22 protein-coding genes are annotated in these 23998 nt (G+C 42.4%); 6 read left to right on the top strand and 16 right to left on the bottom strand.

Translation table 11 applies throughout. From position 1 onward, the window contains the following. Nucleotides 1-1934: 1934 nt before the first annotated feature. Nucleotides 1935-2363: a hypothetical protein gene (locus AC4IFO_RS10430; protein ID WP_490734098.1), complete on the top strand. Its 429-nt coding sequence runs from the start codon at nucleotides 1935-1937 to the stop codon at nucleotides 2361-2363. Nucleotides 2364-2560: 197 nt separating this feature from the next. On the opposite strand, the gene actP is transcribed toward AC4IFO_RS10430, so the two are convergent. The 3 genes from actP to acs all read right to left on the bottom strand — a co-directional run bounded on the left by actP (nucleotide 2561) and on the right by acs (nucleotide 6647). Continuing rightward, complete coding sequence (gene actP, locus AC4IFO_RS10425; RefSeq protein WP_219245217.1) at nucleotides 2561-4210, bottom strand: cation/acetate symporter ActP; 1650 nt, start codon at nucleotides 4208-4210, stop codon at nucleotides 2561-2563. Next, nucleotides 4207-4518: a DUF485 domain-containing protein gene (locus tag AC4IFO_RS10420; protein WP_490734095.1), complete on the bottom strand. Its 312-nt coding sequence runs from the start codon at nucleotides 4516-4518 to the stop codon at nucleotides 4207-4209. The genes actP and AC4IFO_RS10420 overlap by 4 nt, the downstream gene beginning before the upstream one ends. Before the next feature lie 173 nt (nucleotides 4519-4691). Further along, nucleotides 4692-6647, bottom strand: a complete 1956-nt coding sequence (acs, locus tag AC4IFO_RS10415; RefSeq protein ID WP_490734093.1) for an acetate--CoA ligase — start codon at nucleotides 6645-6647, stop codon at nucleotides 4692-4694. Nucleotides 6648-7065: 418 nt separating this feature from the next. Between acs and sodA the strand changes: the two genes are divergently transcribed. Beyond that, nucleotides 7066-7692, top strand: a complete 627-nt coding sequence (gene sodA, locus AC4IFO_RS10410) for a superoxide dismutase [Mn] (RefSeq protein ID WP_225819965.1) — start codon at nucleotides 7066-7068, stop codon at nucleotides 7690-7692. Between the two features lie 141 nt (nucleotides 7693-7833). After that, nucleotides 7834-8514, top strand: a complete 681-nt coding sequence (yiiM, locus tag AC4IFO_RS10405) for a 6-hydroxyaminopurine reductase (RefSeq protein WP_490734091.1) — start codon at nucleotides 7834-7836, stop codon at nucleotides 8512-8514. On the opposite strand, the gene AC4IFO_RS10400 is transcribed toward yiiM, so the two are convergent. Together AC4IFO_RS10400 and AC4IFO_RS10395 are read right to left on the bottom strand one after the other, a co-directional pair. Continuing rightward, the gene (locus tag AC4IFO_RS10400) at nucleotides 8511-10139 is read right to left on the bottom strand and encodes an ATP-binding cassette domain-containing protein (protein WP_490734088.1); all 1629 of its coding nucleotides are present in this window, start codon (nucleotides 10137-10139) and stop codon (nucleotides 8511-8513) included. The two genes, yiiM and AC4IFO_RS10400, sit on opposite strands and share 4 nt — an antisense overlap. Next, entirely contained in the window at nucleotides 10132-11817 is a 1686-nt protein-coding gene (locus AC4IFO_RS10395) for an ABC transporter ATP-binding protein (protein ID WP_490734086.1), read from the bottom strand. Before AC4IFO_RS10395 ends, AC4IFO_RS10400 begins: the two co-directional genes overlap by 8 nt. 172 nt (nucleotides 11818-11989) lie before the next feature. Between AC4IFO_RS10395 and AC4IFO_RS10390 the strand changes: the two genes are divergently transcribed. Further along, nucleotides 11990-12895: a LysR substrate-binding domain-containing protein gene (locus AC4IFO_RS10390; RefSeq protein WP_490734084.1), complete on the top strand. Its 906-nt coding sequence runs from the start codon at nucleotides 11990-11992 to the stop codon at nucleotides 12893-12895. Between the two features lie 43 nt (nucleotides 12896-12938). Here the strand turns inward: AC4IFO_RS10390 and AC4IFO_RS10385 are convergent, their stop codons facing one another. Then, the gene (locus AC4IFO_RS10385; protein ID WP_490734083.1) at nucleotides 12939-13814 is read right to left on the bottom strand and encodes a pirin family protein; all 876 of its coding nucleotides are present in this window, start codon (nucleotides 13812-13814) and stop codon (nucleotides 12939-12941) included. Between the two features lie 265 nt (nucleotides 13815-14079). Between AC4IFO_RS10385 and AC4IFO_RS10380 the strand changes: the two genes are divergently transcribed. Continuing rightward, nucleotides 14080-14757, top strand: a complete 678-nt coding sequence (locus tag AC4IFO_RS10380; RefSeq protein WP_490734082.1) for a hydrolase — start codon at nucleotides 14080-14082, stop codon at nucleotides 14755-14757. A 103-nt stretch (nucleotides 14758-14860) separates the two neighbouring features. After that, nucleotides 14861-15046, top strand: a complete 186-nt coding sequence (locus AC4IFO_RS10375; protein WP_490734080.1) for a YceI family protein — start codon at nucleotides 14861-14863, stop codon at nucleotides 15044-15046. Nucleotides 15047-15054: 8 nt separating this feature from the next. On the opposite strand, the gene trpS is transcribed toward AC4IFO_RS10375, so the two are convergent. The 10 genes from trpS to AC4IFO_RS10325 form a co-directional block, all read right to left on the bottom strand. After that, nucleotides 15055-16098, bottom strand: a complete 1044-nt coding sequence (trpS, locus tag AC4IFO_RS10370; protein WP_206085210.1) for a tryptophan--tRNA ligase — start codon at nucleotides 16096-16098, stop codon at nucleotides 15055-15057. Between the two features lie 18 nt (nucleotides 16099-16116). Beyond that, nucleotides 16117-16809: a phosphoglycolate phosphatase gene (locus AC4IFO_RS10365; protein ID WP_490734078.1), complete on the bottom strand. Its 693-nt coding sequence runs from the start codon at nucleotides 16807-16809 to the stop codon at nucleotides 16117-16119. After that, a complete protein-coding gene (gene rpe, locus AC4IFO_RS10360; RefSeq protein WP_047756509.1) occupies nucleotides 16806-17480 on the bottom strand; it encodes a ribulose-phosphate 3-epimerase in 675 nt (224 codons plus the stop codon). Before rpe ends, AC4IFO_RS10365 begins: the two co-directional genes overlap by 4 nt. Before the next feature lie 15 nt (nucleotides 17481-17495). Continuing rightward, entirely contained in the window at nucleotides 17496-18398 is a 903-nt protein-coding gene (gene dam, locus AC4IFO_RS10355) for an adenine-specific DNA-methyltransferase (RefSeq protein WP_490734075.1), read from the bottom strand. 82 nt (nucleotides 18399-18480) lie between these two features. Further along, the gene (locus AC4IFO_RS10350) at nucleotides 18481-19389 is read right to left on the bottom strand and encodes an SPOR domain-containing protein (protein WP_490734073.1); all 909 of its coding nucleotides are present in this window, start codon (nucleotides 19387-19389) and stop codon (nucleotides 18481-18483) included. Between the two features lie 295 nt (nucleotides 19390-19684). Beyond that, on the bottom strand, nucleotides 19685-20773 hold the full coding sequence (gene aroB / locus AC4IFO_RS10345) for a 3-dehydroquinate synthase (RefSeq protein WP_490734071.1): 1089 nt from the start codon (nucleotides 20771-20773) through the stop codon (nucleotides 19685-19687). A 47-nt stretch (nucleotides 20774-20820) separates the two neighbouring features. After that, the gene (gene aroK / locus AC4IFO_RS10340) at nucleotides 20821-21342 is read right to left on the bottom strand and encodes a shikimate kinase AroK (RefSeq protein WP_490734069.1); all 522 of its coding nucleotides are present in this window, start codon (nucleotides 21340-21342) and stop codon (nucleotides 20821-20823) included. 506 nt (nucleotides 21343-21848) lie between these two features. After that, nucleotides 21849-22904, bottom strand: coding sequence for a secretin GspD/PilQ domain-containing protein (locus AC4IFO_RS10335; RefSeq protein WP_490734067.1), 1056 nt, complete (start codon nucleotides 22902-22904; stop codon nucleotides 21849-21851). After that, nucleotides 22897-23448: a hypothetical protein gene (locus AC4IFO_RS10330; protein ID WP_490734065.1), complete on the bottom strand. Its 552-nt coding sequence runs from the start codon at nucleotides 23446-23448 to the stop codon at nucleotides 22897-22899. Before AC4IFO_RS10330 ends, AC4IFO_RS10335 begins: the two co-directional genes overlap by 8 nt. Further along, a complete protein-coding gene (locus AC4IFO_RS10325) occupies nucleotides 23441-23995 on the bottom strand; it encodes a PilN domain-containing protein (protein ID WP_490734063.1) in 555 nt (184 codons plus the stop codon). Before AC4IFO_RS10325 ends, AC4IFO_RS10330 begins: the two co-directional genes overlap by 8 nt. Nucleotides 23996-23998: the final 3 nt, after the last annotated feature.

The following is a 23998-nucleotide window of genomic DNA, read 5'->3' as shown; positions in this document are numbered from 1 at the left end:
TGTGAGAGTAGGGAACTGCCAGACATTAAATTAGTGAGAAAGCCACCCAATGGGTGGCTTTTTTGCGTTTGGGGAAAACGGGAAATGGCGCAATTTACGGTGGTGTGAGCCACGTGGTGCGCTTCGCTTTGTTTACTCTGCCCATTATTTTTATGGCTGAAAGAGGAAGCGGCTCAAAAGCCATAAGTTAATCAATGATCCACTTATCGTTAAAGGTGATAAGGCAATCAGTAGTCAACTTAGCAATTAAGTCATTAGGTGAACAGGATGATGGCGAGTGGGTATTTCTTTGTTGACTCCACGAGTGACTTTTCGTGATGAGTCATTCAGCTAGCAACTGTTCTTTGCATTAATGCTATTGCTAATCAATACTGCACTCAATAACTCACGGGTATGTTACGCCAATTTTCATCATATTAGCCCTTATTGTAGTTCCTTTTCTCATCCGAAATCACCCCAGTATTTATGCGACACCTTGTTATTGCTAATCAATAATCCACTCAGCAACTAACTTATCTGTTTATGGCACTGTAGTTGCGTAAGTGAGGCTGGTAAAGATTAGCGGGTATTCTTGTTGTGGGTGCTGTCTTTTTAGCATTGGTAAGGCCTGAAGGTGAAGCGATAAAGTCCCTCGCCAGTTAATGATAAGGCAATTAGTAGTCCACTTAGCAATTAACTTATTTATCTAGGGATTTTTTTATCATTGTTAATCAATAATCCACTTAGCAACTAACTTATCTGTTTATGGCACTGTAGTTGCGTAAGTGAATTTGATAAAGATTAGCGGGTATTCTTATTGTTGGCGCTGTCTTTTTAGCGTGGGTAAGGCCTGAAGGTGAAGCGATAAAGTCCCTTGTCAGTTAATGATAAGGTAATCAGTAGTCCACTTGGCAACTAACTTATTTATCTAGAGCTCTTTTTTGTCATCAAATAATAATCAGCTAAGCAATTAACGGGGGATCACGATTTTCATTATGTTAACTTCCACCATAGTTCCTTTTCCTACCCAAAATCGTCCTCTGCCTTTATGCCACTTCTTGTTGTAGTTAATCCATAATCCACTTAGTAACTAACTTATCTGTTTATAGCACTGTAGTTGCGTAAGTGAGGCTGGTAAAGATTAGCGGGTAATCTAGTTGTGGGCGCTGTCTTTTTCAGAGTAGGTAAGGCCTGAAGATGAAAAGATTAGTTAATCATAAGACAATCAGTAGTCCACTCAGCAATTAACTCATTTATGGCACTTTTTCTCATCGCTGATCAATAATCCGCTTAGCAACTAACTTGTGTTATCACATTGCTTATTATTCCCGCGTTTTTATTCTGTTTTCTACCATCCAATTGATTGCGGCTATGCATAGATAGTCGCTATAGCGATAAGTATATTTATGGAGTAGGCAGGTTAAAAGAGTGGTGGCTTTCATCTATGGCTACTTTTTATCTCATTAGTGATAGATAAATCATGACCTATTAAAAATAATAATGACTTAACGTAATTATCTGGCTTGTTTGTTCTGATCCCGTCATATAATATTTATCAGTTTAATGGTTTTTATGGTGCTAATTAACACACCTATTATGTCCATTTTTTCTACAGTAAACTCAGTAATATCAATCAATAAAGTAAAATTAACCAATTTTACTTATATAAAAAGTGGTTATTATATTTGCAAATTATTGATAGAAAAATGCGCAATTGTTTATTTTTTTATATAAAAATTGTTAAATTGATGTTTCATTTACTTACATTTATACTGTTTCAAAGTAGTTAATGGCATATCTAGTTATCGCGTTATAGATGAAGTTTGCTTATAAGTGAAATTTTCAAAGGAAAGAAACTCGCATCTTGATATGAAAGATAGGTCTGCTAAGCAAGTTATACCTTCTTATGTATTGTATTTCTTGTAAACAATACCTCTGTACCATAGGTGGATCACATGAATAAAACAAAAAGCGCTAACCATAAAATTTTTGACCAAATCCTTTCTGTGAATAACCAGAAAGAAAATGAGTTTAACAATGGCCAAGATGGTGCAACGATTCTTTCTTTATTGGTGATGTTTTTTGTACCCTTTTTACTGCTAAATGCCGTGAGAAACTTCGTTGGAATTGAGTATAGCTTTGCATCTGTTGTGGGAATGCTAGCAATCAGTGGGATTATTACTATCACATTGTTTAAAACGCTAAAATTGGGTTCCCAATTTGCGGATAAGCATGTTGTATTAGACCAATTACTTTCTCGTTATACGCCGAAAAATAAGCAAGAATTCAAAAAATTACAAGAAGAGAGAAAAACAAATTCAGTTGATTTTTATTCACTTGTAGAAAATTGGGCTGATGTAGAAAGACAACACTATGCAAGATAGCAACGAATAACGAAAATAAAAATAAGTCCTTAAATATTATCAATATCCTTCTTTTCTCTATGTAGAAAGAAGGATTTTTTTTGTCTTAGTGAGCTCACTATGGTTTTTATTAAGGCCATAAACTTAAAGGGATAAGAAAGGATAATAAAAAAACGGCTCGATGTTTTGAGCCGTTTTGGGTGGCAATTAAGTGAAACTTAGTGAGATTTACCTTGTTCAATACCCAAGCCAATTTGTGAACGAACAAACTGCTCTTTAAAGCGTTCTCTTTCCATTCTGCCTTGTTCTGAGTTATCGGTAATAGAGAATAACCAAGATGCGACAAATGCGACAATCATAGAGAATAATGCTGGATATTCATAAGGATAGATAGGTTTATCATGGTGTAGGATACCTACCCAAATTGTTGGCCCTAAAATCATTAAGACGACTGCTGTAGTTAGCCCTAACCAACCCCCTGCTAATGCGCCGCGAGTGGTGAGTTTGCGCCAGTACATTGACAGTAAAATAATTGGGAAGTTACAGCTTGCTGCGATGGAGAAGGCTAAACCGACCATGAAAGCAATATTTTGTTTTTCAAACAAAATACCAAGTCCAATTGCAACAAAACCTAAGATAACAACCGTAATTTTTGAGACTCGTAACTCGTCTTTTTCGTCAGCTTTACCATTTTTCATTGCCATCGCATAAAGGTCATGGGATACCGCTGAAGCACCAGCAAGTGTTAAACCTGCAACAACCGCAAGAATGGTGGCGAAAGCAACCGCAGAAATAAAGCCTAGGAAGAAGTTACCACCAACAGCGTCAGCTAGGTGAACCGCAGCCATATTGGTACCGCCTATCAACGCACCTGCAGCATCTTTAAATGCAGGGTTTGAGCTGACAAGAACAATCGCACCGAAGCCAATAATGAAGGTTAATATGTAGAAGTAACCGATAAATCCTGTTGCATAGAACACGCTCTTACGGGCTTCTTTTGCATCACTAACTGTGAAGAAGCGCATAATAATATGAGGAAGGCCTGCTGTACCGAACATCAAGGCTAAGCCGAGTGATAAAGCGGATATTGGGTCGGAAACGAGTCCCCCTGGGCTCATAATAGCAATGCCATTTTTATGAACGGCAACGGCTTCTTTAAATAAGGTATTAAAGTTAAAGCCGACGTGCTTCATGACCATTACTGCCATGAATGTGGCACCCGCTAATAATAAAATTGCTTTGATGATTTGCACCCATGTGGTCGCTAACATTCCACCAAACAGGACATATAGCACCATCAAGATACCGACAATCACAACAGCAACATGGTAATTTAGGCCGAATAATAATTCGATTAATTTACCTGCGCCTACCATTTGAGCGATGAGATAGAGTGCGACGACGACCAACGAACCGACCGCAGATAAAATTCGAATCGGCCTTTGTTTTAACCGGTAAGATGCAACGTCGGCGAAAGTGTAGCGACCTAAATTACGTAAGCGCTCAGCAATTAAGAATAGAATGATCGGCCAGCCAATTAAGAAACCAATTGAGTAGATTAGCCCATCATAGCCAGAAGTATAAACCAGAGCGGAGATCCCTAAGAAGGAGGCGGCGGACATAAAGTCCCCAGCAATTGCCATCCCATTTTGGAAACCTGTAATTTTCCCGCCTGCTGTATAGTAATCAGAGCGAGAACGCGTTCTTTTCGACGCCCAATAAGTGATATATAACGTAAAACCGACGAACAGCAAGAACATCACAATAGCTTGAATATTGACAGGCTGACGTTCAACATCCCCTGTCAATGCATCGGAAAATGCCATTGATGAGGTAAAAAAGAGAATGAGTGAGAGCAAATATTTCATTTTTCTACCTCTTTTAAAATTTCGGCCGTTAAACGGTCATATTCACCATTAGCACGGATAACGTATAGCCCGGTTAACACAAACGAAATGATGATCAGTCCAACACCCACAGGAATCCCCCTAGTGATATATGAACCTTCCGCAATTGGGGTACCTAACCAGCTAGGGTCAAAAGCGATAAGAAAAATAAAACCAACATACAGGACAAGCGTTATTACTGATAACAACCATGAAAAGCGACTACGTTTTCTAACCAGTTCTTTGAAGCGAGGGTTATCCTCTACCTTTTCGTAAGCAGTAGCATTCATCAGAGTTCTCCTCTGTTATTGTATTATTGGCATACCCTATTCTCTTTAAATACCTAGAAATTGGCCGCAGTAACCTACCCGAAAAGATTATCGGGGGATTTATGCACTTAATTTCTAGTGCTTAATGATTTTGAGTATTTATATAAAGGCCGCCATAAGACGGCCTTTTAACGCTATGACATACTCATAGACTGTTTTTCTTCGAGTAGTTTTTCGACAACACCCGGATCTGCCAGCGTGGAGGTATCTCCAAAGTTGCTGGTGTCCCCTGATGCAATTTTTCGTAGGATACGGCGCATAATTTTACCGGAACGGGTTTTTGGCAAAGAATCCGTCCAGTGAAGAACGTCCGGTGTTGCGATTGGGCCAATTTCTTTACGCACCCAATTGCGAACTTCAGTGTATAGCTCAGGAGAGGGTTCAACCCCTGATATTAATGTGACATAGGCATAGATTGCCTGCCCCTTAATACTATGAGGAATACCAACCACAGCGGCTTCAGCCACTTTCGGGTGCGAGACGAGGGCGGACTCAATCTCTGCGGTGCCTAAACGGTGGCCTGAGATATTCAGTACATCGTCAACACGACCTGTGATCCAGTAATAACCATCTTCATCACGACGAGCGCCATCACCACTAAAGTACATGCCTTTAAAGGTGGAGAAATAGGTTTGCTCGAAGCGCTCGTGATCGCCAAATAAAGTACGGGCTTGACCCGGCCATGAATCGACAATCACTAAGTTACCTTCGGTTGCCCCTTCAATAGGTTCACCGAGGTTATCCACAAGTGCAGGACGGACACCAAAGAAAGGCAATGTTGCGGAGCCCGGTTTTAACATGGTTGCACCCGGCAGCGGTGTGATCATAAAACCACCCGTTTCGGTTTGCCACCATGTATCAACCACTGGGCAACGGCTGTTACCAATCTTTTTGTAGAACCATTCCCACGCTTCAGGATTAATTGGCTCGCCAACAGAACCAAGAATACGTAATGAGCTACGGTCGGTACCTTCAATCGCTTTGTCGCCTTCCGCCATTAATGCACGGATAGCAGTTGGCGCGGTATAAAGAATATTGACTTGGTGCTTATCAACGACCTGACTCATTCGATTAACGGATGGGTAATTTGGTACACCTTCAAACATAACGGTTTTTGCGCCATTGGATAATGGCCCATAGAGTAAGTAGCTATGGCCTGTTACCCAGCCCACATCCGCAGTACACCAGTAGACTTCACCTGGATGATAGTCAAAGGTATATTTAAACGTGAGTGTGGCATAAACCAGATAACCACCAGTGGTGTGAAGAACCCCTTTGGGTTTACCTGTTGAGCCTGAGGTGTACAGAATGAACAGCGGGTCCTCCGCGCTCATTTCTTCTGGTGGGCAATCAGCGCTAACCCCTTTGATGACGTCATGCCACCATAAGTCGCGACCTTCGACCCAACTTGGGACATTGCCTGTACGTTGGTAGACAATGACATTCGTAACGGTAGTGACTTGCGGGTTGGCTAATGCGTCATCCACATTTTTCTTCAGTGGGATAGCACGCCCTGCACGTAAACCTTCATCTGCGGTGATAATCAGCTTCGCTTTACAGTCAATAACGCGACCAGAGACCGCCTCAGGAGAGAAACCAGCGAAAATGACCGTATGGATAGCGCCGATACGCGCACACGCTAGCATGGCGACAGCGGCTTCGACGACCATTGGCATATAAATCGCCACGACATCGCCTTTGCGGATACCTTGTTTTTTTAAGACGTTAGCAAATTGGCTAACATCATGATGCAGTTCACGGTAAGTGACATTTTTTGACGATGACGGGTCATCGCCTTCCCAAATAATCGCTACTTGGTCGCCTTTTTCAGCCAGATGGCGGTCCAAGCAGTTTGCACTTAGATTTAAAGTGCCATCTTCAAACCAACGGATATCGATGTGTCCGGGGTCAAAAGAGGTATTCTTAACGCGGGTGTACGGTTTAATCCAATCAACGATTTTTCCTTTTTCGCCCCAAAATCCTTCAGGGTCTTGAATCGAGCGTTGGTACTCATCGTTATACTGTTGTTCGGTAATCAGGGCATTTTTTGCAATTTCAGCAGGAACGGGATGTTTAGTTATTTGAGTCATATTATTATCTCCTTGCAGATGTTAATATTATGTCAAAAAACGGTTAACTAAAGCACGAAATATAAATTTGTTTTTCTTTTGCGCGGAAGATCACGTATTAATTGTAATGAGATTTGCAGGATTATCATTTGATGCTAAATCCAGCATTGGAATATAAATCTAAAAATATTGAAAATGTTAGATGTAAAGAAAAATAAACTGTGGGGATGTTGGTATTAGTTACTGTATAAACTAATTCTCATAGGGAATGCAAAAGACCACAATTTTATCATGGATTTGATAATGATTTTCATTAACAGTAAAATAACTATAATAGAGAGAAATTCACAAGGTGCGAAACTACGCAAGTGCCATACCCTATGAACCTTGTGGTGAAAATGAGAAACATAGTGGTATTTACGTCACTGGAGACAATAAAATGAGTTATACATTACCTGCTTTACCTTATGCTTATGATGCGTTGGAACCACATTTTGACAAACAAACCATGGAAATCCACCACACTAAGCACCATCAAACCTATGTGACTAACACCAACACGGCGTTAGAAAAATTACCTGAATTAGCAGGTCTGGATATTGACGTTCTGATTCAAAAATTAGACCAAATTCCTGCTGATCAACGTACCTTCGTACGTAACAATGCGGGTGGTCACTCAAACCACAGCATGTTCTGGAAAGGTTTGAAATTAAATACTGAATTAAAAGGCGACTTGAAAGCGGCTATCGAGCGCGATTTTGGTAGCGTTGATGCATTCAAAGAGCTGTTTGAGAAAGCAGCAGCAACTCGCTTTGGTTCAGGCTGGGCGTGGCTGGTTCTAAAAGATGACGGTAAATTAGCTGTTGTTTCAACTGCTAACCAAGACAGCCCATTAATGGGTGAAGCGATTTCTGGCGCTTCAGGCTACCCAATCATCGGTTTAGATGTGTGGGAACATGCATATTACCTGAAATTCCAAAACCGTCGCCCTGATTACATCAAAGCATTCTGGTCAGTGGTTAACTGGGACGAAGCAGCGGCACGTTTCGCTTCAAAAGCTAAATAATTAGACTTTTTAATTAAGTCTCAATGGGCGTAGCATCGATGGTGCTGCGCCTTTTTTATTTGCAGCCCATTTGATTGTTATCTCGAGTTGCATTCTTTATGATAAAGGCTTCGTCACCAATTTATGTGGAGAGCGCCGCCCATGTCATTCCTACCCCAAGTCTTTATCGGTAAAGTCCAAGCAACGCAATCTTGCGGTCGAAGTGCGATTCATAAACATGCGGCAGATGGGTTATTGATGTTGGGGCAGCTTGGATTAGAGGGCGATGAGCAAGCAGAAACGCGTTTTCACGGTGGCCCTGATAGAGCGCTTTGCCATTATCCTCGTGATCACTACGAATTTTGGCTTAATGCATATCCTGAACAAGATGACTTATTTATGGCATCAGCATTCGGTGAAAATATCTCTACACTGGGAATGACTGAAGAAAATGTATTTATCGGTGATATTTATGGGTGGGGGGATGCGCGAATTCAGGTTACTCAACCTCGCTCTCCTTGCTATAAGCTGAACGGCTTAACGGGCGTGGAAAACTTCGCTCAAATCATGCAAGACAACGGTCGTTGTGGGTGGTTATATCGCGTGATTAAAACGGGGAATGTCAGTGCTAATTCACCGCTAACGCTATTGAGCCGCAACAGTGATGTTTCAGTACAAGAGGCGATAATGATTGCATTTCATGCCCCCTATGATGAGCAGCTGTATCATAGGCTCCTCAGTGCAGCGGGGTTATCTGCCAGTTGGAGCCTAACGATGCAAAATCGCCTTGATAATCATCGCATTGAAGAATTTAGCCACCGTTTATTTGGTAAACGCAGTTAGGATTGACCGATAAACTGCTGGTACCAAGGCGTACCAGCCATTAGTTCTGCATGGCTACCTTGAGCAATAATCTCTCCATCTTCCATATAGACGATGTTATCTGCTAAACACGCAAGGTGAGGGTGATGAGTGACCACAATGCGAGTTTGCTGAGCCGCTTGAGTGATTAAGGAAATCACGGAAGCTGTATTGATGGTATCAAGGCTTGCCGTTGGTTCATCCATTAAAATGATACCTGGGTGGCGCAGAAGTAGCCGTGCAATACCTAAACGCTGTTTTTGCCCGCCAGAAAGTGCCATGCCACTCGCGCCGACATCTCGGTTTAAAAAATCAGGAATATCTTCAAAATTTAACTGTGACAGCAATATGTTAACCTCTCGGTCATCAATATTTGCATCTTCTAATGTTAAGTTTTGGCGTACGCTGCCGCGAAAGAGTGCGCTGTCTTGCAATAAAACCCCACGCTTTGAACATAGCGCTTCTTGCGATAATTCCATCAGGTTTTTATTACCGTAACTGACAGAGCCTTGAGTCGGGTCTTGTAGACGAGCGAGTAAGCTTAAGAGTGTGCTTTTCCCTGCACCAGATGGGCCAACGATAGCCGTGAAAGTATTATGAGCAAAATTGACGGTAATGTTATTCAAAATTCGTTTCTTTTTATCATGATAGAAAGATAATTGTTGGCAACGAATATCATTATTTTCAGGGGCAGGGGCTCGATAGGGAAACACTAATTCAGGGGTAATCAATGCAGATTCGACCTGTTTAATCGATTGTTTTGCTTGTCTTAATGATTGGTTTAAATGCGAAAGAAGCCAGAGCGGTTCAATAAACCGCGCTAATAACACCATCCCCGCTAACCATAAGCTTAATGGCATGTCACCTTGGCTTATTTTTTGAATGCCTAAATAAAGCAACGCGATAAAAATGATTTGGATAGCACCTGAAAACAGTAAATGAAATGGCAAACTTTGGCGCTGTAATTGTTTTTGTGTTTGATACTGTGATGCTAACGCACTCGTGAGTTGTTGGTGCTGAGATTGGCTAACGCCTGCTCGACGGATGAGCGGCTGGTGGAGTGCAAATTGGTCGAGTTGGCGAATGACATCTTGTTCAGATGTATGGGCTTGTTGTTCAAAAAAAGCCATTTTTTGGCCACAAAGGCGTAAGGTAAATAGTAAAACCAACCCAACGAATAAAAGTGCGCACCCAAAAATAGGTTGGTAGATAAATGCGCCCAATACGACAGTGAATGGCGTGATTAACCCGCTAATTATGGGATGCAATAAATGCGCAGGGACAGACATAATCTGTGAAATAGGCCCTGCCACTAAGTGATTGGCATTTTTGATCGGTTGTAATGACAAGGGCAAGTGGCGGATTAACGCATTAGCAAGGTAGCGCATCACTAATCCACCCGCTAAGTAGCCTTTTTGGGTCGCAATAAAGGTGATCAGGAGGGATATCAGGCTGCACACCGCCAGTAAAGTCAGCGGTATCATGGTGCCTAAAGACCAACTAAAAATAACATACACGAGCAATAACCCGCAGAGCCCATCTAAAATGGCAGCGAATATCATCCAAAAAATGGCGCTGCGTACCGTATACAATAAGGACTTAAGCATGGTTTTCCTCCAAGGCACGTAATAACTGCTGATAATCCCCGGATGTTTCGGCTAAATCTTTGTGAGAGCTTTGTGCAATCAATCGACCTTCTTTCATAAACAAGACGCGATTAGCGAGGTTTAAGCTATCTAGATTATGGGTTACGAATATGCAGGTTCGTGATTCATCGTGTAATAGAGATAACACCCGCTGGGCATTTTGTGGGTCAAGTGCAGAGGTGGGTTCATCGAACAATAATAAGGGGGCAGGGGATAACAAGGCTCGCGCAATGGCGAGTCGCTGGGATTCTCCACCCGATAACACCATCTCTTTTCCTATCACACTATCAAGGCCTTTAGGGGACTGCTGCACCAACGGCAATAAATTGAGAGCTTCAAGGTAGTGGTTCATGTCACTTTCCGTGGCGTTAGGGGCGAAAAGTTGTAAGTTTTCCCTTAACGAGCAGGGCATAGGCTGCGGGTTTTGCATCACAATGGCTATTTGTTGATTTAATGAGGCTAACGAAAGTTCAGGAAGCGGTGTTTGGTTAAATAAAACGGTGCCTTGTGAAGGGTCTAAAAAGCGCGCCATAAGCTGTAATAACGTACTTTTTCCGGCACCTGATGGCCCGACTATCGCGATGAGTTCACCGTCAGTAATATCGATATCAACCTGAGATAAAAGGGTTTTTTCACCAAGTACAACACTGGCCTGAGTCAGTTGGAGGTGGCAAGAGGTTGTGTCGAGCATTTTCTTGCCGTACTGCATTTCTGGCTCATTTAATAATTTCTCAATGCGCAGTGATGCACTGACCGCAAGGTTTAATGCATCAGCGCCGTGCCCCATCGCAGCAACGGGTGCTGCGATACTTTGTATTAAGAGAATAAATAAAATGACTTGAGCGAGAGAAATAGGGCCGGGAAGCAGCATCGCACCTAAAATGACCCAGAAAGACAGCAAGGTGGCACTGATACCGATTTGGGTGAGTGAACTTAATGCACCAATTTTACCAATCCAACGCATAAAAGCGGTTTCAAAACCTTGCAGTGCGAGTGATGCTCGTTTTTGTATCCCTTGGTTTGGGTATTGCCTAGCGAATAACGGGTTATCGGCTAATTCAGCATATTGGCTATAGAGGTGCCCCATGGTTTCATTACGAGCTGTATACAAGTGTTGGTAACGCGGTGCTCGCATTGCGCGGAACAAAAAAACTGCGGCAACCAAAGGAATAAGGCAAAAAAGTGTGAGTGGTACGCTTTGCCAAAACAAAATAAGCGTGGCGGCAACAGGGACTATCATCAATTTGGTAAGGTCAGCAGGCGCGTGAGCGGTTAATTGGTGGAGGTAGCGGACATCACGGTCAATTACTTGCGAAACGCCGTCTCTGCCTTGTTGGGTAAAGTGATTTAAAGGTAATTTTCCTATCTTATCAAGTAGCTGTAATCGCAATTGGTGGCATAGGTGGCTATCTGTTTGGTGTGTGAGGTACATGGCAAGAGTTTGGCAAACTAACCAGGCTATCCCCCCAATACAGGCGATAATAACCCAGTTACCATATTGATGAACGGGTGATACGGCAACTTGGCTGATGACTACCCATGGGATGAGAGAGCAAAGACCTGCAATGGCTTGTAAAATCACAGCAACCAGTAAAATTGAGCGATAGGGACGAAGCAATGTCCAAAGTGCGCGGTACATACAAAACCTCCATAGCGAATCTGTCACTGTAATTTATTTCGCTTTATTTAAGGGATTTAGTTGTTTTGCTTACCAGACTATTTGTTTTGTTTGCAGGGCAGAAAAGGGTGACGTTTCCTGTGTTTTGAGTAAGATAACGAAATGACATCGCAAGAGGGTTGGGGAAAGTAAGATGCAATATGATTTAAATGACCTCTATTATTACGTCAAAGTGGTCGAACATGGCGGCTTTTCCCAAGCGGGCTTAGCATTAGGGATCCCAAAATCCAAGCTGAGCCGACGTATTGCCGATTTAGAGCAAAAGCTCAATGTTTCCTTGATTTACCGCTCTACACGCCAATTCCATGTTACGGAAGTTGGCCAAGTGTTTTATCAACAGTGTAAGAATGTGGTTGATGAAGCAGAGATTGCCCATGAACTTATTTGTTCTGTACAGTCCCACCCCAAAGGCACGATTAAACTTTCATGCCCAGTAGCGTTATTGCAGGTTTACTTAAATGAGCTGCTGGTGGATTTTATGGTGCAATACCCGGATATTGATATTCAAATTTTAGCGGTGAATCGCCCCGTTGATGTGATAAGTGAAGGGTTAGATTTGGCTATCAGAGTGCGTTCTTTACCCCTTGACGACTCGGGGTTGATGATGAAAGTGCTGGGGTATTCACGCAGGATATTGGTTGCGAGCCCACAGTTATTTGCTGAACAAGGTGCACCGATTGAGCCTGAAAAACTGGTGGATTACCCTATTTTGGCGAATACGGAGCATTCGCAGAATTACACACTGACCTTAAAAAATAGCGACGATCTCAGCTTTACGCAGCATTTTACCCCTAAATTAGCGACAACCGATGTGCTGACTTTGTACCGTGCGGCACTCAAAGGGATTGGTATTGCGAGGTTACCTTATGGGGTGGTGGAAAAGGAAATTGCATCGGGGGAGCTGGTGGAAGTATTGCCTGAATGGCGTTTTCCTGAAGATATTATTCATGCGGTGTATCCTTCTCGCAAAGGGTTATTACCATCCGTGCAATTATTACTGAATTATTTAGCTGATAACATTTCGCCATCAGTCAAATAAAAATCCCCCGATAGCTTAATGCTACCGAGGGATCATGCGCTGTTTATTGCGTTTCAGGAATACGGCCAAATTTGCCACTGTTGAAGTCATTTACGGCTTCATTAATTTCTTCCATGCTATTCATAACAAATGGGCCATAGCCAACAACAGGCTCATCAATTGGATCGCCGCTTAATAGCAGCACCAATGCATCTTCTGTTGCTTCTAACACAATATTGCTCTGCGTATCGTCAAGGATCATCAGCTCTCCTTCGTTTAAGGCTGAACGCCCATCAACAAATATCGAACCGCGCAGCATCACTAATCCCACATTGCGGCCTGATTTAGTCTGAATACCGACTGTTTTGCCTTTATTGAGCTGTAAATCCCAAACATCTAGTGGGGTAAAGGTTCTTGCTGCGCCTTTATGACCTAAATAATCCCCCGCGATGACACGCAGTGTGCCCGCTTCATTGGGTAGCGTGACTTTCGGCATCGTTTGGCTTTCCAATAGCTGATAGCCCGGTGCGGCGGATTTGTCTTTTGCAGGCAAATTGACCCACAATTGCACCATATCAAGGGTGCCACCTTTTTTCATAAAGTCATCAGATTGGTATTCTTGATGCAAAATACCCGATGCTGCTGTCATCCACTGGACATCCCCTGGGCCAATGACACCCCCTTCTCCCGTTGAGTCGTGGTGGGCAACTTCCCCATCATAAACAATCGTGACGGTTTCAAACCCGCGGTGTGGGTGTTCACCGACACCTCGATTTGCCGCATCTGAGCTTGGGAATGTAAATGGTCCCGCTCTATCGAGTAATAAGAAAGGGTTCAAGTATTTCCCGTGGTTGCTGTAGCTAAACATTGAGCGAACAGGGAAACCATCACCAACCCAATGGCTCCGTGGAGATTGATAGATACCAATAATTTTTTTCATGGTGAGACTCCGAATTCTGTTTTGATGAGCCAATCATAAAGCAGTGGAAAAACGTCGAGTAGTGGCAAAAATAGGTTTCATTGTTCCAATAAAAGAACAATCAACGTTTAAGCTATTATCCTATTTATAGAACAGTGTTTATCAAAAATCGGACTACTCAGCCTTAAATCGATGGATTAATTTAAATAACACGAAAACGGAGCGGGTATCGTTCTATTTTTCATCCTAAATAGATTTCTTACTTCATCGATTGAGAGGCTTTATTATGAGTATTCCAGCAAATTTTAATGGTCAGCGTCCTGTTATTAACCCGAACGATGCGGTGATGTTATTAATTGATCACCAAAGTGGACTTTTCCAAACGGTCGGTGATATGCCGATGACTGAATTACGTGCTCGTGCTGCGGTACTGGCAAAAATGGCTTCACTAGCGAAAATCCCAGTGATCACCACAGCTTCTGTACCACAAGGTCCAAATGGCCCGCTGATCCCTGAGATTCACCAAAATGCCCCTCATGCACAATACATTGCCCGTCGCGGTGAAATTAATGCGTGGGACAACCCTGAGTTTGTTGCTGCCGTGAAAGCGACAGGTAAAAAACAGCTGATTATTGCAGGCACCATCACCAGCGTTTGCATGGCTTTCCCTGCCATTAGTGCTGTGATGGATGGTTATCAAGTTTTTGTTGTGATTGATGCATCTGGCACTTACAGCAAAATGGCACAAGAAATTACGTTAGCGCGTGTAGTTCAAGCAGGCGTGGTACCGATGGATACCGCGGCAGTTGCTTCTGAATTGCAAGGGACTTGGAACCGTGAAGATGCGGCTGAATGGGCGATGGCATACACGCAAATTTTCCCTGCTTATCAATTGCTGATTGAAAGCTATAGCAAAGCGCAGGACGTTTTGAAAAGCAATGAAAAATTAGATTCAGAACGCTAATCAACCTCGCGAATATTTAACTCACGAATTAAAGATAGCCTTTTAATACAAAGGGCTATCTTCTCTCGCTCTATTTTTAGGATCATGTAATGAACAAAATTGCATGGCCTTTGGAACCGCTCAGGCGGCTGACTATAAGTTAGACCCAACTCACACCAAAGCAGTGTTTTATATTGACCACTTCAATACTTCTACCAATAGCGGCGAATTTCATAATATCAGTGGGGATATGAGCTATTCACCTGAAAAAAAACGGGGATGCCTATGTTCCCCGTTTTTATTTGTTTGAGATAGAAATTACAGCTGAGGACGTTTTACAAAGCCAATCGCTTCGTACACTTTGTCTAAGGTTTCTTGAGCGCGAGCCGCGGCTTTGGTTGCGCCTTCATCCATAATTTGGTTCAGCAGTGCTTCGTTATCACGGAACTCATGGTAACGCGCCTGTAAGCCTGTCAGCATCTCAGATACGGCTTCTGCAACGGCACCTTTAAGATGACCGTACATTTGGCCTTCAAATTCCGCTTCGAGTTCTGCAATTTTCTTACCTGTTACACCCGCCATGATATCCAGTAAGTTGGAAACACCCGGTTTGTTTTCTAAATCATAACGAATGCGAGGCGGCTCTTCAGAATCTGTCATGGCACGTTTGATTTTTTTCACAACCGATTTTGGATCTTCAAGCAGCGCGATAACGTTATTGCGGTTGTCGTCAGACTTGGACATTTTCTTGGTTGGATCTTGCAGTGCCATGACACGTGCACCACCACCTGTTGGGATGAACGGATCTGGAACAGTGAAAATATCACCATAAATCGCATTAAAACGCTGTGCGATATCGCGGCTTAATTCAAGGTGCTGTTTTTGGTCGATACCAACAGGTACTTGATTGGTTTGGTAAATCAGAATGTCTGCGGCCATCAATACAGGGTAATCAAACAAACCCGCGTTGATGTTTTCGGCATGGCGCGCTGATTTGTCTTTGAATTGCGTCATACGGCTGAGTTCGCCGAAATAAGTGTAGCAATTCAGAGCCCAGCTGAGCTGTGCATGCTGTGGCACATGGGATTGTACGAAAATGGTGCTTTTTTTCGGGTCAATGCCACAGGCTAAATAGAGCGCAAGGGTATCGAGAGTTCTTTTACGCAGTTCGACCGGGTCTTGGCGAACGGTGATGGCGTGTTGGTCAACGATACAGTAAATGCAGTCAAAATCATCTTGCATCTGTACCCACTGACGTAATGCACCCATGTAGTTACCGATGGTCAATTCACCGGAAGGCTGTGCGCCGCTGAATACGATAGGTTTCTGGGATTGCTTTAGTTTTTCAGTGGGAGTGCTCATTTTAAATTATGTCCTTGCTTATTTTATTTCAGATAAACCGATTGCAGGTAATAGGCCTGAAAAATGGGTTAACACGCAGTCAGGTTCAGTCAATGCAATAGATTCACCATAGTTATAACCGTAGGTCAGACCGACACACGGGCATCCAGCGTTTCGCGCTGCGATAATATCATTACGGGAATCACCGACAAAAAGCAATTCTTCTTTGCGTAAACCGAAGGTGCCCATCGTTAAATAGAGGGGAGCAGGATGCGGTTTTAAGGCTTTAACATCGTCGCTGCCTAACACAAGGGAGAAATAGTGGTCGATATTCAGCTTTTTTAACAGGGGGGCAATGAAAGGCGTCGCTTTGTTCGTCACAATCCCCATTGGTAAGCCATGCTTTGCTAACTGTTCGAGTGTTTCTCTGACTTCAGGGAATAGCTCACTGCCAGTTGTGACAGATACAGCATAATATTTATCAAAGCTTTGGCGAGCTTGTTTTTGCAAATCAGGGGTGATGGTGGCTTTGGCCCAAGTGAGCGCTCGCTCAACTAAGACATCAACACCATTGCCAACCCAGATTGAGACGCGTTCTTTGCCGGCAGGGGGGAAATCAAAATCGTTCAGCATGTTGTCGATGGCTTCTGCTAAGCCACCGGCGCTGTCAACAAGTGTTCCATCTAAATCGAAAGCAACGGCTTTGATATTCTCTAATACAACTTGAGTCATTGAGATACCTTTTGTAATTCAACACGCATTGCATCGATAACGGTTTTGTAATCTGGCTGATCAAAGATAGCTGAGCCTGCGACGAAGGTGTCGGCACCCGCTGCGGCAATCTCTGCGATATTATTTACTTTCACACCGCCATCGACTTCCAAGCGAATATCATAACCACTTTCATCAATTAATTTACGGACTTGGCGCAATTTATTGAGGGTTTGTGGGATAAAGGATTGACCACCAAAGCCTGGGTTAACCGACATCAGCAAAATCATATCCACTTTATCCATCACATAATCAAGGTAGCTAAGTGGCGTTGCTGGATTAAACACTAGACCAGCGGTACAGCCGCTTTCTCTGATTAATTGCAATGAACGGTCAACGTGGTCGCTGGCTTCAGGGTGGAAACTAATGTGTGTTGCACCCGCTTTTGCAAAATCAGGAATGATCCTGTCGACGGGTTTTACCATTAAGTGAACGTCAATGGGGGCAGTAATACCGTAATCACGTAATGCCTTACAAATTGGCGCACCAAATGTCAGATTAGGAACGTAATGGTTATCCATCACATCAAAATGCACGATATCTGCGCCTGCCGCGAGGACATTGGCAGTATCTTCGCCTAAACGGGCAAAGTCAGCAGATAAAATAGATGGGGCAATGAGGAAGTTTTTCATTATTGTCTCCGAGTATTAGTCGTTATCTGAGAGCCATTCAGCGCTAGGTACAGGTTGTTGCGTTTTTTTCTTATTCGTTTTTCTAGGAGAAAGGCTATTAATTTCATTCGTATACAAAGCCAGTAATTCATTGACTTTACTACGGTTTAATATGTTTCTACTAATGGTGCGGCGTACTTTAACAATATGTAATTGAGCTTGATGATACCACTCTCTGGTTGAGGGGGTATCATGATTTGATATCAACACAGGAATTTTACTTTCTGTCGATAATTTATGCGCCAAAAACGCGAGATTTTGTTGCTCAAGCGCACTAAATGAATTGGTGTGGTAAGCCGTGAAATTCGCGGTTTCAGAAAGAGGTGCATAAGGCGGATCGCAGTAGATGACGGAGCCTTCCCTTGCATTTAACAAGGTTTCACCATAGTGCTGGGTGATAAAGGTGGCTTGTTGCGCTTTCTCTGCGAACCACAATAGTTCTTCTTTGGGGAAGTAAGGTTTTTTATAGCGGCCAAAAGGCACGTTAAATTCACCCTTTGAATTATAACGGCATAAACCATTATAACAGTGGCGATTTAAGTATAAAAAAAGTACGCTGCGTTTTTCCGTATCATCGGATTTATTAAACGCTTCACGCATCAAATAGTATTGTTCTGAGGTATTAAATTCAGGCGTGAAGATGCGCTGGGCTTCTTCAATAAAAAAGTCAGTTCGGTGTTTAACCGTGTTATAGAGATTGATGAGGTCACTGTTGATATCTGCCAGTATATAAGAATCATAGCTGGTATTTAAAAACACTGACCCTGCACCAACAAAAGGCTCAATTAAGCAATCACCTTGTGGAAGGTGTTTTTGGATTTCTTCCACAAGGGGGTATTTACCCCCAGCCCATTTTAAAAAAGCGCGTTTTTTTTTCATGCCGTCTTATTATTACAATCGTTTAGAGTAACTGCATTCATACTCTGTCAGGACAACATAATGCGCCCGGGGAAAAACGTTGTTATTTTTGATCCTGTTTGACTTGTTTCATATTTCTCACCCACGGTTTTTTCGCTTGAACGGCAGCAGGAAGTGTCCCTATTGCATTTTTAGCGTCTGTCACTGAATTATAGTTACCGTGAATAAGAACATACCAAGTTTGCCCATTACGAATAGTTTTATAAACCTTGTAGTTGGCAAGTTTGTTTTCTTTTGCAAAAGCTTCCAATGTGTCTGAACGGCTAGCACTGCTTAATTGAAGTGTATAGCTTCCTGCTGGTGCTGACATGACATTACTGCTTTGGTTATTGGCCGTTGCAGCAGGTTTTATTGGTTGCTTAGGTTGAGTGGGTTGTTTCGGCTCTACCGCTTTTGGTGGTGTTCTTTCTGGTGTTACCGGTTTCACTGTTGGTTGTTGCTCAACAGGTTTAACAACAGGTGGGTTCAGCGGTGTCACATTTTGTGGCTGTGCTGTGCCCGGAGTAGGAACTTGGCCTTGGTTTAAGGCATCAACAACATCACCTGGAATTTCGATTCGCTCACCTAAACCATTTGGCTGGGTTTGTAGCTCACCTTGGGTTGGTGTTGGCGTGATTTGTGAACCCGTAATTTCTTGGGCTTGTCCTGGCTGGGTTTGACCTTGTGTATTGGTCAACGAGGAAGAACCAGATAAATCAATGTTCTGCCCGCTATTATTACTGGTTGTTTGCTGACGCTCATGCTCTGTAGGGGCTTTTAATGCGGAACTGATGGCAATAATCAGTAGCAGTAAAACAAGCACACCAACGCCTATCATGATGTGCTGGCGTGATAAGGCGATTTTTGGTTTCGCAGTTGTTGATTGGCGCGAGCGCCCTGCTGGCCTGTCTGATGTATCTGGCCTAAGATCATTTTGACCTTGCGGCTGGTTATCTGGTTTAAATTCGTCCATTTTCCTCTCCCGAATAAAATTTGCCTATAGTAGAGATAAAATGTCTCTTATCAGTACAACCTGTTAACGACCAAGCAGAGTTTTCTGCTCATTTTTAAAGCATAGATTCTTTCGTAATACCATGCTAGTCAGAATGATATTTTCATTATGCTTTGTTGAGTTTCGTATAGAGGCGTAGGCATACCGTATAATTTAACGACTTTGAACTGCATCTACCAGTAACATTTTAAAACACCAGTACAAATTAGGTCTTTTCTTTGTTTTTGGTGATGCATAAGGTCATTTTGCCATAATTTTATGGCGTACAGGATGTTATCGCGGTAATTACCGTTTGCGAATCAATATCAGAACGCATTTCTGAATGCCCGATAGTTGTTGGTAGAATTAAATGTAATTTTCCACCCATCACTTTTTTATCACGCATCATGTGTGGTAGATAATCATCAGGCTTCATTTGCGAAGGACCTTTGACTGGGAGTGAGGCGCGTTCTAACAGCGCAATAACGCGTTGTGTTTGCTCTGGAGTGAATTGGCCGATTAATTCAGCTGTTTTAGCAGCCATGACCATACCCGCTGCAACCGCTTCACCATGCAACCAAACACCGTAGCCCATATGTGCTTCAATCGCATGGCCGAAAGTGTGCCCTAAGTTGAGTAAGGCACGTAGGCCACTCGTTTCTTTTTCGTCGGCAGCAACGACTTGTGCTTTGAGTTCACAGCAACGGCGAATACAGTAAGCCATCGCTTGGTTGTCCAAAGCAACCAACGCATCAATATTGTTTTCCAACCAAGTGAAAAACTCACCATCAAGGATGATGCCATATTTAATGACTTCAGCGAGACCAGAAGCCAGCTCTCTTGGCGGGAGTGTTTTTAAGCAATCGAGGTCGATGACAACAGACGCAGGCTGATAAAATGCCCCAATCATATTTTTCCCTAACGGGTGATTGACTGCGGTTTTACCACCGACGGATGAATCTACTTGGGATAACAATGTGGTTGGAACTTGGATAAAGCGAACACCGCGTTGATAGCTTGCAGCTGCAAAACCCGTTAAATCACCGATAACTCCCCCACCAAGAGCGATGAGGGTGGTATCGCGGTTATGATGTTTTTCAAGTAATGCAGTAAAGACATCATTCATAATAAACAATGATTTATACTGTTCGCCATCCGGTAGGGTGATGGAGTCCACTTTGACACCAGAAGTCTCAAGAACACGTTTTATCTTCTCAAGATAAATGGGTGCCAGTGTTTCGTTTGTCACTATCATTGCTCGTTGACCAGCAGCTAATGGCCAAAATGCTCCTGTTTGGTTATATAAACCGGGGGCAATATTGATTGGATAACTGCGCTCATCGAGCGTAACGGTGACCTTTTCCATCTTGTTCTACCTTGAATTCATTACTGACAAAATAACACGATGATAAGTTAGTTTTTTTCTAACATTTCAATGATTTGGTTAGCAACGACTTTAGCGCTTTGTTCATCCGTATGAATCGTGATATCCGCGATTTCTTCATACATAGGGTTGCGCTCGTCAGCCAGTTTCTCAAGTACTTCACGCGCAGGTTCATCAACCTGTAACAGTGGGCGTTTTTTATCACGTTGCGTACGAGAAAGCTGTTTCTCAATTGTGGTTTCGAGATACACAACGACACCGCGAGCTGATAAGCGGTTGCGGGTTTCTTTGGATTTAACAGAACCGCCACCCGTCGCTAGTACAATGCCTTGTTTCTCAGTGAGTTCATTGATGATTTTTTCTTCGCGATCACGAAAGCCTTCTTCGCCTTCAAGGTCGAATACCCAGCCGACATCCGCGCCGGTGCGTTTTTCTATCTCGTGATCAGAGTCGAAAAACTCCATATTAAGCTGTTGTGCCAACTGACGGCCAATAGTGCTTTTGCCAGCGCCCATTGGTCCAACCAGAAAGATATTGCGTTTCTCTGCCATGTTTTTTGGTATTACTACGATTATTCGTTAATGAACCCGCCCCGCCAATAAAAAATTAGCAACGGGACCTAAACTGAAACCTCATTAGTGATGATGTGAGATCAGATAAGAAAATTATCTCAACACATCAACTAGGATTGCAACTATATAAATGTGGCACTAAGCGAACAAAGTGCCACATTTAAAATTACAGGTTTCTATATTTGAGCCGTCTTTATTGCCTAATGCATTGTTTAGCATGATTTTTAACAGATTTTAAATACCATTTGGAGCGTAATATTTCTGTTAATTGTAGAGCAAAATAATTGTGGCTGTTTTATAAGCGACTGACAGCTTGTTCTTTAATCTAAGGATAGTTAGAACATTCAATGGATAACCTTGTATGCTAAAACGACGTCAGCGTCAAATTTATCCGGTAGGTTTATGGCATAAAAACCCTTTTTTTTTTCTCTCTTTGACTTATTGTGTATTCAACTACTTGAAGTATAGGAGTTATTTTATTCATACTAAATATTGATAAGTTTTGGTGTAATAAAAACGACGAGAACCCGCCTATCGATGTGTTCCGCACTATTTGTAAACAATGCCCCTAAAAGAGGAACTTGTGAAAGGAAGGGCAGGCCTGTTTGCGTTTTTTCTTGTTTTTGCTGAAAAATGCCACCCAATATCAGCGTCTCATTATTTTTAATGGTGACGAAAGTGGCTATTTCCTGCTTGTTTATTGCTAAATGGTGATTTTGGCTACTAGTCAGTGCGGTATCTGGTGAGTTATGACTAATTTTTAGGTTTAACGCTACTTTTTCGTCGCGGATAATAGTGGGAGTGACATCCATACCTAAAACGGCGTCCTTGAATTGAACATGAGTTTTCTTTTCACTACTGGTGACATAAGGAATTTCAGTCCCTTGTTGGATGCTGGCAGGTTGTTGATGTGAGGCCACTAACCGAGGACTAGCAATAATAGATAATAAATTTTCTTTTTCTAATGCATTGAGCTTCATTTCAAGTAACCCATCGCTCAATTTTAAGACATTAAATGAAAACTGCCCCGGCGCAGAGTGATAGCGATTATAGCGGTTAAGCCGACTGTGCGTTGTATTGCTTGCCAGAAGCCCCCACTCAAGACCCAACTCCTGTAGCGCTGTCTTACTACTGCTAATGATGTGTGCGGTGATCTGAACTTGTTGTTGAGGTAAATCTTTATGTTTTATCCATTCTTCAATGAGAGTGAGACGTTCTTGGGTGTCTTTGATGATCACGCTATTTGTTGTGTCCTCGTGGCGAATGGTCGCTTTTGGGGACAACAACGCTGTTTCAGGTTGCTTTAGTAAGTGGTGAACTTCTTGGGCTTTTATTGAGACTAATTTGAAAATTTTTTCAATCCAAACCTCATTATTGATGCTAGGAGGTAATGAGGGATCAATGGCTTGAGAGAGAATGTTTTCTTCTATGGGTTGCAGTGGGACGAAAGGATCTCGGATTTGCTCTGCAAAAGCGGGGTTAAGCATTAATAAGAAGATAGCGGTTACTCGCCTCAAAGTGATAAGTCGTGGGCTATTCATAGCTATTTTCATCCTTGATAGTGGTTAAGTGAAATATTGATGAAAGCGTTACGGAGGCAATAAGGGTATTTTTTCGTAGGGATAATGTTATTTCTGGGTAATACCATGCAGCGGACGTTGATGAGGAAATGAGTTTCTGGATAAAAAGAGAAATATTGGCAAAATTTCCCTGAACCTCCATAAGATACCCCTCATTATTATTCACGGGTTGTAACTGGTTAAGTGTGACTCCAGACTGACTAACCAATGAATGAAAATGTGAAAAGAGTGCAATCGGGGGAGCTTTGTGTATTGAGGGTAGCTCAATGCTCTGAATCTGTTGTGTTAATAGATTGATAGAAGGGGATTGCAGAATGCGTAGCTCTTCTTGTTGAATGCGATTAAGTAAATTCGTATTTTCAATTTCTAATTCATTGAGTTGTGAAGATGACTGCTTCCAGTACGTAAAATAGCCAGCAATAAAAAACACCCCGATGAAAGTAACTATTGGCAAAATTTGTTGCCAAAAAGGGCGATACCAAAAGGCATGATATGTTTCATTCATTTTTTTCTCCTTGGTATTTTGCCGTTAAATGTAGGCGGTTTAGCTGATGCTTGCGGTTAAGTTGCATGAATTGAATGTCACTTAAGCTTTTCTGGTTTTCCAGTTGCTGGCCAAAAAGCGCCATATTTTGGAAGTCATAGCTATTAGCTTTGATATCGAGTTGATCATTAATCAATTGGAAAGAGGTCAACCAGCTTTTGGCCGGAGTGATTTCAGGCAAGCTATGTAACAAAACGAGTAGTGCTCGGTTGCTTTGCTCGACAGCTTTATATTTATTCTGTTTTTCAATTAGCTGATTTAATTGAGATTGTTGATGAGCTATTTCCTGAGTTAGTTGTTGGATTTGCTGGTGCTTTTCTTGTGCGCTATACAGCGATATTTTTTTCTTATCAATATTAATTTGTTGAAATAAATATAAAAAGCAACAAGCCACTATGGCTGAACAACATAATGCGAAAGTGAAAAGAATAAATTCACGCTTCTTTTTCATCATCTCCTGTTGCCTCCAAGGTAAAAAATTCACTTGATATGGATTTGCAATTTTCATTTG

The sequence above is a fragment of the Providencia sp. UF-224 genome (assembly GCF_058245955.1).
Note: the sequence above shows the minus strand (reverse complement) of the source record. Positions and strands in the feature narration are given on the sequence as shown.

Bases quoted from the DNA above. Each gene is read 5' to 3' on its own strand.
- AC4IFO_RS10430 (WP_490734098.1), top strand. From the start codon at position 1,935: ATGAATAAAACAAAAAGCGCTAACCATAAAATTTTTGACCAAATCCTT.
- actP (WP_219245217.1), bottom strand. From the start codon at position 4,210: ATGAAATATTTGCTCTCACTCATTCTCTTTTTTACCTCATCAATGGCA.
- AC4IFO_RS10420 (WP_490734095.1), bottom strand. From the start codon at position 4,518: ATGAATGCTACTGCTTACGAAAAGGTAGAGGATAACCCTCGCTTCAAA.
- acs (WP_490734093.1), bottom strand. From the start codon at position 6,647: ATGACTCAAATAACTAAACATCCCGTTCCTGCTGAAATTGCAAAAAAT.
- sodA (WP_225819965.1), top strand. From the start codon at position 7,066: ATGAGTTATACATTACCTGCTTTACCTTATGCTTATGATGCGTTGGAA.
- yiiM (WP_490734091.1), top strand. From the start codon at position 7,834: ATGTCATTCCTACCCCAAGTCTTTATCGGTAAAGTCCAAGCAACGCAA.
- AC4IFO_RS10400 (WP_490734088.1), bottom strand. From the start codon at position 10,139: ATGCTTAAGTCCTTATTGTATACGGTACGCAGCGCCATTTTTTGGATG.
- AC4IFO_RS10395 (WP_490734086.1), bottom strand. From the start codon at position 11,817: ATGTACCGCGCACTTTGGACATTGCTTCGTCCCTATCGCTCAATTTTA.
- AC4IFO_RS10390 (WP_490734084.1), top strand. From the start codon at position 11,990: ATGCAATATGATTTAAATGACCTCTATTATTACGTCAAAGTGGTCGAA.
- AC4IFO_RS10385 (WP_490734083.1), bottom strand. From the start codon at position 13,814: ATGAAAAAAATTATTGGTATCTATCAATCTCCACGGAGCCATTGGGTT.
- AC4IFO_RS10380 (WP_490734082.1), top strand. From the start codon at position 14,080: ATGAGTATTCCAGCAAATTTTAATGGTCAGCGTCCTGTTATTAACCCG.
- AC4IFO_RS10375 (WP_490734080.1), top strand. From the start codon at position 14,861: ATGGCCTTTGGAACCGCTCAGGCGGCTGACTATAAGTTAGACCCAACT.
- trpS (WP_206085210.1), bottom strand. From the start codon at position 16,098: ATGAGCACTCCCACTGAAAAACTAAAGCAATCCCAGAAACCTATCGTA.
- AC4IFO_RS10365 (WP_490734078.1), bottom strand. From the start codon at position 16,809: ATGACTCAAGTTGTATTAGAGAATATCAAAGCCGTTGCTTTCGATTTA.
- rpe (WP_047756509.1), bottom strand. From the start codon at position 17,480: ATGAAAAACTTCCTCATTGCCCCATCTATTTTATCTGCTGACTTTGCC.
- dam (WP_490734075.1), bottom strand. From the start codon at position 18,398: ATGAAAAAAAAACGCGCTTTTTTAAAATGGGCTGGGGGTAAATACCCC.
- AC4IFO_RS10350 (WP_490734073.1), bottom strand. From the start codon at position 19,389: ATGGACGAATTTAAACCAGATAACCAGCCGCAAGGTCAAAATGATCTT.
- aroB (WP_490734071.1), bottom strand. From the start codon at position 20,773: ATGGAAAAGGTCACCGTTACGCTCGATGAGCGCAGTTATCCAATCAAT.
- aroK (WP_490734069.1), bottom strand. From the start codon at position 21,342: ATGGCAGAGAAACGCAATATCTTTCTGGTTGGACCAATGGGCGCTGGC.
- AC4IFO_RS10335 (WP_490734067.1), bottom strand. From the start codon at position 22,904: ATGAATAGCCCACGACTTATCACTTTGAGGCGAGTAACCGCTATCTTC.
- AC4IFO_RS10330 (WP_490734065.1), bottom strand. From the start codon at position 23,448: ATGAATGAAACATATCATGCCTTTTGGTATCGCCCTTTTTGGCAACAA.
- AC4IFO_RS10325 (WP_490734063.1), bottom strand. From the start codon at position 23,995: ATGAAAATTGCAAATCCATATCAAGTGAATTTTTTACCTTGGAGGCAA.